General features: G+C 55.4%; 5 protein-coding genes and 2 pseudogenes. 3 read left to right on the plus strand and 4 right to left on the minus strand.

Annotated features, from left to right (window positions below; translation table 11 throughout):
* Positions 1–136: 136 nt before the first annotated feature.
* Positions 137–853: pseudogene (locus Q0897_RS15635) on the minus strand (IS6 family transposase).
* Between the two features lie 154 nt (positions 854–1,007).
* Between Q0897_RS15635 and Q0897_RS15640 the strand changes: the two are divergent.
* Positions 1,008–1,385 carry a hypothetical protein gene (locus Q0897_RS15640; RefSeq protein WP_299310311.1) on the plus strand — a complete coding sequence of 126 codons (378 nt, stop codon included), beginning with the start codon at positions 1,008–1,010 and terminating at the stop codon, positions 1,383–1,385.
* Here Q0897_RS15640 and Q0897_RS15645 read toward each other — a convergent pair.
* On the minus strand, positions 1,347–2,063 hold the full coding sequence (locus tag Q0897_RS15645; RefSeq protein WP_299310313.1) for an IS6 family transposase: 717 nt from the start codon (positions 2,061–2,063) through the stop codon (positions 1,347–1,349). The two genes, Q0897_RS15640 and Q0897_RS15645, sit on opposite strands and share 39 nt — an antisense overlap.
* A 426-nt stretch (positions 2,064–2,489) precedes the next feature.
* On the opposite strand from Q0897_RS15645, the gene Q0897_RS15650 reads away from it, so the two are divergent.
* Positions 2,490–5,258, plus strand: coding sequence for an EAL domain-containing protein (locus Q0897_RS15650; RefSeq protein ID WP_299310316.1), 2,769 nt, complete (start codon positions 2,490–2,492; stop codon positions 5,256–5,258).
* Between the two features lie 132 nt (positions 5,259–5,390).
* On the opposite strand, the pseudogene Q0897_RS15655 reads toward Q0897_RS15650, so the two are convergent.
* Positions 5,391–6,146: pseudogene (locus Q0897_RS15655) on the minus strand (IS5 family transposase).
* 212 nt (positions 6,147–6,358) lie between these two features.
* On the minus strand, positions 6,359–8,014 hold the full coding sequence (locus Q0897_RS15660; RefSeq protein WP_299310318.1) for an FAD-binding protein: 1,656 nt from the start codon (positions 8,012–8,014) through the stop codon (positions 6,359–6,361).
* 190 nt (positions 8,015–8,204) lie between these two features.
* Here Q0897_RS15660 and Q0897_RS15665 point away from each other — a divergent pair, with 190 nt between their 5' ends.
* Positions 8,205–8,786: a TetR/AcrR family transcriptional regulator gene (locus tag Q0897_RS15665; RefSeq protein ID WP_299310320.1), complete on the plus strand. Its 582-nt coding sequence runs from the start codon at positions 8,205–8,207 to the stop codon at positions 8,784–8,786.
* The last annotated feature ends 295 nt before the right edge of the window (positions 8,787–9,081 follow it).

Consider the following 9,081-nt stretch of genomic DNA (forward strand, 5'->3'; position numbering starts at 1 on the left):
TACGAGATGGAAGACTTGTCGTTCTACGAGCGGGCTTCGCTAATATGAAGCAAACATCGTAAGGGATTGGATGCCGCTGTCAGGCGGATGCAAACCGCTCTCCGTTTTGCAGAGTGCGCCCTTCCCCGGTTATTTTTCAGGCCATCAGGTTCTGCCACTCAGCGAGCGCAGCTGAGCGGCGGGTCTTGTAAGTTTGACGATCAACGAGGTGGCGTTCGGAATTGAAGTGGTTGTGGAAGGACGCATGAACCGAGGCGAACTTCTGCAGCGACTTAATTTGCCGGAAGCGCAGCATCGCTCGTTCCCGTCGTCGGAACGGCAAGTGCGAATTTTCGGCTCGGTTGTTCGTCCAGCGGCCTGTCTCCTGCTTTGCCGAATTTCCGAGGTCGGACATCGCAGCTTTGTAGGACCGCAGTCCGTCGGTCGTTAAGACCTCCGGTGATCCGTGGCGCTTCAGCGCTTTTCTCATGAAACGCAGAGCTGCAGCCTTGTCCCTCTTCGTCGTAACCTAGCTTTCGAGCACTTCACCTTCGTGATCGACAGCGCGCCACAGGTACATCATCTCGCCGTTTATACGGACGTACATCTCATCGAGGTGCCATTGCCAATAACGAAAGCCGCGCATCCGATTTACGCGCTGCCGCCGGATGTCGGCCGCGAAAATCGGGCCAAACCTGTTCCACCAGAGGCGGACCGTCTCATGGCAGATATCGATGCCGCGTTCCGACAACAAATCTTCGACGTTCCGCAGGCTAAGGGGAAATCGAACATACATCATTACCACGAGGCGGATCACCTCCGGCGAAGAATGGAAATACCGGAACGGGTTGGCTGGTTTCTTGGCTCGGGACATCCGCTTCCCCTACCCTGCAAAAAGGTTTTTGCCAGAGGTACCATCCTTCTGACAGTGCCCTCGTAAGCTACCGGAATCTGAATTTAGATCTTACATTGCGGATTCTATTTTCGGGACCGATGATCAAACCGTTAATCTTCCAAGGAGCATCCAGTTGCCAGGCGACAGCTTCATCGACGAGCCCCACATTCAGCGCATCGAGAAGGCGCTATGGTCACGTGAGCCATCAGGTACCGCCGCCGTGCTTGTGGGCGCAGGCTTCAGCCGCAATGCCGTTGCCGCCCGTGCTATCGCCGGAAGCATGCCGGGCTGGAATGAAATCTACTCGGAGATGGTAAGCCAGCTTTACCCAGCGAATGTTCCTGCCTCCGCCAGGACACGGCAGTGGTTGCTACAGCAGACAGGTTCCACGAGCGCATATCTGCGCATGGAGCTGTCAGTCGGATGCAAACCGCTCTCCGTTTTGCAGAATGCGCCCTTCCCCGGCTATTCTTCAGGCCATGAGGTTTTGCCACTCAGCCAATGCAGCTGAGCGGCGGGCTTTGTAAGTCTGACGGTCGACAAGGTGGCGTTCGGAATTGAAGTGGTTGTGGAAGGATGCATGAACCGATGCGAACTTCTGTAGCGACTTCATTCTTCGAAAGCGCAGCATCGCTCGTTCCCGTCGTCGGAATGGCAGATGTGAGTTTTCAGCACGGTTGTTCGCGTAGCGGCCTGTCTCCTGCTTCGCCAAATTTCCAAGTTCGGTCATTGCTGCCGTGTAGGAGCGAAGTCCGTCGGTCGTAATGATCTCAGGCGATCCGTGACGCTTCAGCGCTTTCTTCATGAAACGCAGAGCGGCGGCCTTGTCCCTCGATTTGGTTACGTAGCTTTCAAGCACCTCACCTTCGTGATCGACGGCACGCCAGAGGTACATCATCTCACCGTTTATGCGGACGTACATCTCATCGAGATGCCAGTTCCAATGACGAAAGCCGCGCATCCGATTTACCCGCTGGCGGCGGATGTCCGCCGCGAACATTGGACCGAAACGGTTCCACCAGTGTCGGACCGTCTCGTGGCAGATGTCGATCCCGCGTTCGGACAGGAGGTCCTCTACGTTTCGTAATGACAGCGGGAAGCGGACATACATCATAACTACGAGGCGGATGACCTCCGGTGACGAGTGAAAATAGCGGAACGGGTTTGCTGGTTTCTTGGCTCGGGGCATCCGCTTCCCCTACCCCGCACCGCGGCTTTTGCCAGAGGTACAATCCTTCTGACAGTGCCCTCGAACCACACCAGCGGATCGTCGGGTGCTGTCAAAGCAAATTCATTGCGTTCACGGCATTGGTACGCCGCTTATTCAAAAGCACCACAAGCCTAATTTGTGCACGGTCTGATCTCAAAATGACTAAGGCGATGAAGCACCACTTCGGTCCTGCCTATTCCTGATGGAAACGAGCGAACCAAATTCTGGTTAGATTTGACAGCACCCCGGTGAGTGATTTCCGATACCAATTTTCGGCGAAAAAATTGTCTCTAATCGAGCCAGCTTTGCGGCTGGTTATGCTGAGGAGAATCCCACCTCATCATCGGTTAACGAATTTTTAGTCGCATTTCGATAAGCCGCAGGCCGCTCCAATAGGATTGGCACATGCTCGGCATTTACTATTGCATCCAAGATGACCACGATTTTCGCCTCGTCGTGTTGGCTGGTTTGATCTGCGTGGTGACATCGAGCTTAGTCATCCTTCTGCTTCGACATGCCCGGGACATGACGCGACGAGCGCGGCGCATCTGGGTGCCTGTAACCGGTCTTGCCAGCGGGTTTGGGATCTGGGCTACGCATTTTGTCGCGATGATGGGTTATGATCCTGGTGTTGTCATCGGTTATACGGTTTTGCCGACGGTTACTTCGCTTATGGTTGCGATCGGAGCGACGACGTGTGGATTTTTCCTGTCTCTGATAAATAAAACCATCTCCTCTCGCTGCGCAGCGAGCGCCTCTATCGGTCTAGGTATCGCCGCCATGCACTATCTTGGCATGCAGGCCGTCGAACTGCCGGGCGAGATCCGCTGGGGTTGGGGTTATGTGATTGCCTCGATAGTTGCGACTGTTCTACCGATTGTGCCAGCGCTTTCGCTGGCCCTTGATCGACAAACCACTAAAAGCGCCGTCGCCGCAGCAGCGCTGCTAACAGGCGCAATTATTCTTCTCCATTTCATCGGCATGGCCGGAATAACGATCATCCCGAGCCGCGTGAGTGAAACGACGCCGGGCCTACTTGCGCCATTGACGATCGCCATCGCTGTTGCAGCAGCCGCCTTCGTCGTTCTGACATTCGGGATGATGGCCACTTTGATGAGCGCACGTTCGAGAAAGGCGGTCCGGGCAAGCGAGCGTGAGTTCAAGGTTCTTGTAGAAGGCATCACCGATTGCGCCATCTACATGCTAACTACCGATGGGCGGATTGCGAACTGGAACGCAGGCGCTCAGCGTCTCAAAGGCTATAGCCGAGAAGAGGCAATCGGACTTGAATTCGGGACGTTCTACTCACCCGAAGACCGCGCTGCGGGCGCACCAACACGCGGGCTCGAGGCGGCACGAAACCATGGCAAATATTCGGCTGAAGGCTGGCGATATCGCAAGGACGGGACCCGCTTCTGGGCTCATGTGATTATCGAAGCGGTTTACGATGACCAGCAAATCTTCAGAGGATTCGCAAAAATCACGCGTGACATGACATTGTTCAAAAAGCATCAGGATAATCTTGATGCCGCGTTGTCAAACATGCATCAGGGCCTTTGCCTTTTCAGCCCGGACAAGCGGCTGGTCATTTCCAATGATCGTGTCGGAGAGATCTTCGATCTTACGCATGATGAATGCCCAGTCGGCACACATTTCGAAGATGTATACCGTCTTGCGATGAGCAAGGCTCTGGGTGCGCCTGTCTCTCCTGCGATGTTGAACGAAGCGCTTGCGCGTCATTACGAAATTCTCGCCCAACCAGGGGGCGGGAAGCTGAGTGTGCAGTTCCGCAAAGATTGCATTTTGGCTATATCTCATCGCCCCTTGGTAGGGGGCGGTTGGGTATCCACGTTCGAAGATATCACCGAACGGCGCCGCGATCAGGAGCGCATTGAACACATGGCGTTGCATGACATTCTGACAGACCTGCCAAACCGTAACAATTTTATTGAACGTCTCGATAACGCGATCGAACAAGCAAAACCCTCGAACGAACAAGTCGCAGTTCTATGTATCGATCTCGATCGCTTCAAGGAAATTAATGATGGACATGGACACGCGGTAGGCGATCTAGTGCTGCGTGAGCTTGCCAAGCGCATGCAACGTCTGCTCGAACCAAAAGAGTTTATAGCACGCTTTGGCGGAGATGAATTTGTTGCATTCAAACATTTGGAGTCTGACGCAGACCTGACCGACTTCGTTACGCGACTGGACGCCGCCTTGTCCAAACCAGTCGAACTTGATGACCTTTCCTTTTGTCCGGGCGCGAGCATCGGAATTGCCCTTTGCCCAACCGACGGTTTAACCCGTCAAAAGGTCATGAATAATGCTGATCTGGCCATGTATCGCGCCAAAGATACGGCGGGCCGGCGCATTTGTTACTACGAACAGAGCATGGATCTGGCCGCCAAATCGCGCCGAACCATGATTAGCGATCTTCGTAAAGCCGTAGACGGCGGTGAATTAGGCGTTGCCTACCAGATGCAGCGCTCGGTCGCATCAGAAGAAGTAACCGGATACGAGGCACTTCTGCGCTGGCACCATCCCCGCAATGGTACGATACCTCCGGTCGAGTTCATTCCCATTGCGGAAGAATGCGGGGAAATTGTACGTATCGGCGAATGGGTTCTGCGTACCGCATGTAACGAGGCTGCAAAATGGCCAAAGCCATGGCGCGTTGCGGTCAATCTTTCGCCAATACAGCTCATGCATATAAATCTTGTCGAAAGCGTAGCAAAGGCGCTAATTGAAAGCGGTCTCCCGGCGCAACGTCTGGAACTAGAAATTACTGAGACGGCATTCATTTCCGACAAGGCACGGGCATTGCATGTACTCCGGCAAATCAAGGCACTTGGAATCTCTATCGCCATTGACGATTTTGGTACGGGCTATTCTTCACTTGATACGCTCAACTCCTTTCCTTTCGATAAGATAAAGATCGACAAATCTTTTCTTTTGGACTCCGGTACAAACCACCAATCTAGGGCAATCATTCGCGCTGTGCTTGCCTTAGGTCAAAGCCTTCATGTGCCCGTCCTCGCTGAAGGAGTTGAAACTATTGATCAACTGCAGCTGCTTCGCGACGAGGGATGCGAAGAAGCACAGGGTTATTATTGGGGAAAACCAATCGCCAATCCGTTCGCTAAATACGCGCATGTCGGAGTGGGGGCTTAAACCTTATTTAGTATTTATCCTAAGCAAGGCTAAGCGGTGGAATGCGTGTGAGATGATAGTTACTTCCCCCGTTTTGTCGCATCAGCTTGCGAGACGAATTGAAAGTCTCAGCTTAGGCTCAGGACTCGTTGATCACAGCCAGAAGAGCACTGTTGCGGCCAGAGTGAGTGCGGAGAAGAAGACGGTTGGGCAGCGGTCGTATCGCGTTGCCACACGGCGCCAATCCTTGAGGCGGCCGAACATGATCTCGATGCGGTTGCGGCGTTTGTATCGGCGCTTGTCGTATTTGACGGGCATCGAGCGGGATTTACGGCCGGGAATGCAGGGCTTGATGCCCTTCTGCTCGAGCGCGTCGCGGAACCACTCGGCGTCATAGCCCCGGTCGGCCAGCATCCACTCTGCTTTTGGCAGGTCTTCGAGCAGAGCCGCCGCTCCGGTGTAGTCGCTGACCTGGCCAGCTGTGATGAAGAAGCTCAGAGGACGTCCGTTGGCATCGGTGATGGCGTGCAGCTTGGTGTTCATGCCGCCCTTGGTCCGTCCGATCAGGCGCCCGAGATCCCCTTTTTTACCCCAAGGCTGGAAGCCGTGCGGTGGGCCTTGAGATAGGTCGCATCGATCATGACGGTCTGGGGTTCGGCCCTCTGGGCGGACAGACCTTCCATCATCCGGCTAAACACGCCCATCTCGCCCCACCGCTTCCAGCGGTTATACAATGTCTTGTGTGGCCCATATTCCCTCGGCGCATCCCGCCAGCGCAGGCCGTTGCGGTTGACGAAAATGATCCCGCAGCACACGCCGGCCATCAACCCGAGGTTTGCCATGGCTCTTGGGGAAATAGGGCGACAGGCGCGCCATTTGCTCGTCCGTCAGCCAATACAGGTCATTCATGATCAATCTCCTCCCGGAGCCTGAATCACATCGCCTCTCGCCAATCAATGGGTCCTGAGCCTAGCGCAGGGGGCGGTGTATACAATCTTTCGAAATGTCGTGACGGTATTAAGCAGAAACGGAGCTCTTCCGCTCACCTTGCGCGTACGTTTTCAAGTCTTTCTCTTTCTTCGCCTCACACAGATCCCGAACATCTACTAAAGGCTAACCGCCTAGACGTTCGGGAGGTGAACGCCGAGATGCTTTCCAGCGATATAGCCAAATGTCATGCCGGGACCAAGAGTTCCGCCTGCACCTCCATAGATCTCGCCTAGAACCGCCGCCATGGCATTGCCTGCTGCGTAAAGTCCGGGGATCGGGTTGCCGTCCCAGTCAACAACTTGGCCATTGGCATTGGTTTTCGGGCCGCCTGCGGTGCCCAGCGCACCCGCTTCCATTTTAACGGCATAGAACGGCCCCTGATCGATCATTCCAAGCGTGCGGTAAGGTGGATCGAAATCGGTATCGCCCCACATGTAGAAATTATCATAAGTGGTGTCGCCGCGATTGAAATCGTCGTCATGACCTCTGGCGACCATCTCGTTAAAATGCGCGACTTCCGCCACGAGCCCCTCCGGATCAATACCCGCCACGTCGGCAAGCCCTTCGAGCGTATCGGCCTGCATCATGTAGGATGGCGCCGGCCCACCCGGCGGCGAGTTGAACGCTTGATACTTGTTCTTGTAACGCTGATCGATGATCAGCCAGTATGGCAAATTCGCATAGGAATGTGTGCCGGCGTCGAAGGCGTGGAGCGATTTCCCAAGTGCGTTGTAATTGGCAGCCTCATTCACGAAGCGCTTGCCCTTTCCGTTGACTAGGATAGCGCCAGGTCGTGCACGTTCGTCCGAACCGAGCAGGTAGTTGGGCTTAGCCGCACGATGCTGTGGCTTCATCTCCAGAACGCTCTGCATCCAAAAGGCGTTCTGCATGTTGCCGAGCTTGGCACCTGCTTCAATTGCCATGAGTAGTCCGTCACCCTCGTTCTCGGGTACACTCACCGGACCCGTCAGCGGACCACGAACAAAAGTCTTCACGAGCTCCTCGTTCCACTCGAATCCACCCGTGGCAATGACCACACCGCGCCGCGCGCGGACGCGGTATGCCTCGCCGTTGGCATCATCGGCAATGACGCCGATAATACGCTCACCATCCTGCACCAGCTTGCGGGCGCGCTTCTCGAACTCGACGGGAATGCCCCGATCCAGTACCGCCTTGAAAAGCGAGCCAGCAAGAGCCTGGCCCAGTCCGCGATAATCTCGCGCCTCTCGCTCGGCCAGAGCGGCCTCATCAAGCAAGCCTCGCGTCGCTTCAATCAGACTGCTGCGAAGAGGATAGGCCATCTTGCTTGGATTCACCCGCGATGCGCACTTTCCCAGTTCCTCAAAACAGAACGCCTCATTGTCGAGCGAGCGGCCGCCATCCGGCTTCGCCCCAGGTGCATAGGGCTGATAATCCGGAAAGTCGGTGAACGCCTTCAGGCGAACTGGCGTGCGTTCCGCAAAATAGCGCACCATTTCCGGGCCATTCTGCATGAAAGCCCACAGTGTTTCGGGATCAAGCGCCTCGGGCGTGAGCGAGTCGAGATAGGCGACGATATCTTCGTCTGAGTCTGTAAGACCTTCATCATGCTGATGGTGATTATTGGGTATCCACAGCATCCCTCCAGACATCGCAGTGGTACCGCCGACCATGCCAGTCTTTTCAAGGATCACGACATCGCTCGCGCCGAAGTCATGCGCAGTGATCGCGGCCGTCATCGCCGCACCGCCCGAGCCCAGCACCACGACGTCTGCAGCGCAGTCCCAATCCAAGTTTTCGTTCGCCATTTCCTCTGCCATAATCCTCTCTCGGTACGCTGCCCAGTTTGTCGGGCTTGTTCATCGCGCAATCACGGGCGTGCAGCCGACAGTCCGTCGCACTACGCCCGCTTCTTATTATACAACATGCGTTGTATAATGCGCCTGAAATTTTAGCTAGGTCTCTTGGCCATCTTGATGGAAGTATTAGGGGAGCCCTATGCCAGCAAATGTTGACCATGACGCGAAACGCGCGGAGATCGCTCGCATCTCTGCCGACCTCATTTCCGAACACGGCCTCCAAGCGGCCACGATACGCAAGGTTGCAGCCTGCGCGGGGTTCAGCACCACGGTTGTTACCCACTATTTCGCCAATAAGCGTGCGATGTTGCTCGCCGCCTACCGCTATGTCGCGGAGCGCAGCCAGGAACGATTTGACGCGATGGCGGCAGATTACATATCGGATCCGCTCTTACGGCTGGAAACCCTGCTCCCCATCGATGAGGAGGGCCGCAACGCTTGGCGTCTGTATTTCCAGTTCTGGCCGATGGCAGACCATGACGAGGAACTGGCAAGCGAACAACGATGGTGGAGCGAGAATGCGCTTTCGCTCGCCCGCCAGATGCTTGAATCGGCCTGTCCTGACAAGGGCGACCTTGATCGAAAGGCGATTTTGGCACTCAGCGCGCTGCACGGGATTGCCATGCAAGCTCTCTTCGATCCGCAAAACTGGCCCGCTCACAAACAGCGAGAGATTTGGCGGGCGCAAGCGCATATATTGCGCGCGCGCCTACCTTCATGATGCGCTGCGTAGAAACCAGGCATAACTTTCAGCAGGATCCAAACCGCTTTCCGTTTTGCAGAGTTTGCGCTTCCCCGGTTATTCTTCAGGCCATGAGTTTTTCCCAATCAGTCAGGGCGGCTGAGCGGCGGGCCTTGTAAGTTTCTCTGTCGACAAGGTGTCGTTCGGAATTGAAGTGGTTGTGGAAGGAGGCATGAACCGACGTGAACTGCTGTAGCGGGAGCTGTCAGTCGGATGCAAACCGCTCTCCGTTTTGCAGAGTGCGCCCTTCCCCGGCTATTCTTCAGGTCATGAG

This window comes from uncultured Croceicoccus sp. (assembly GCF_947496385.1).
Taxonomy (GTDB): Bacteria; Pseudomonadota; Alphaproteobacteria; order Sphingomonadales; family Sphingomonadaceae; genus Croceicoccus.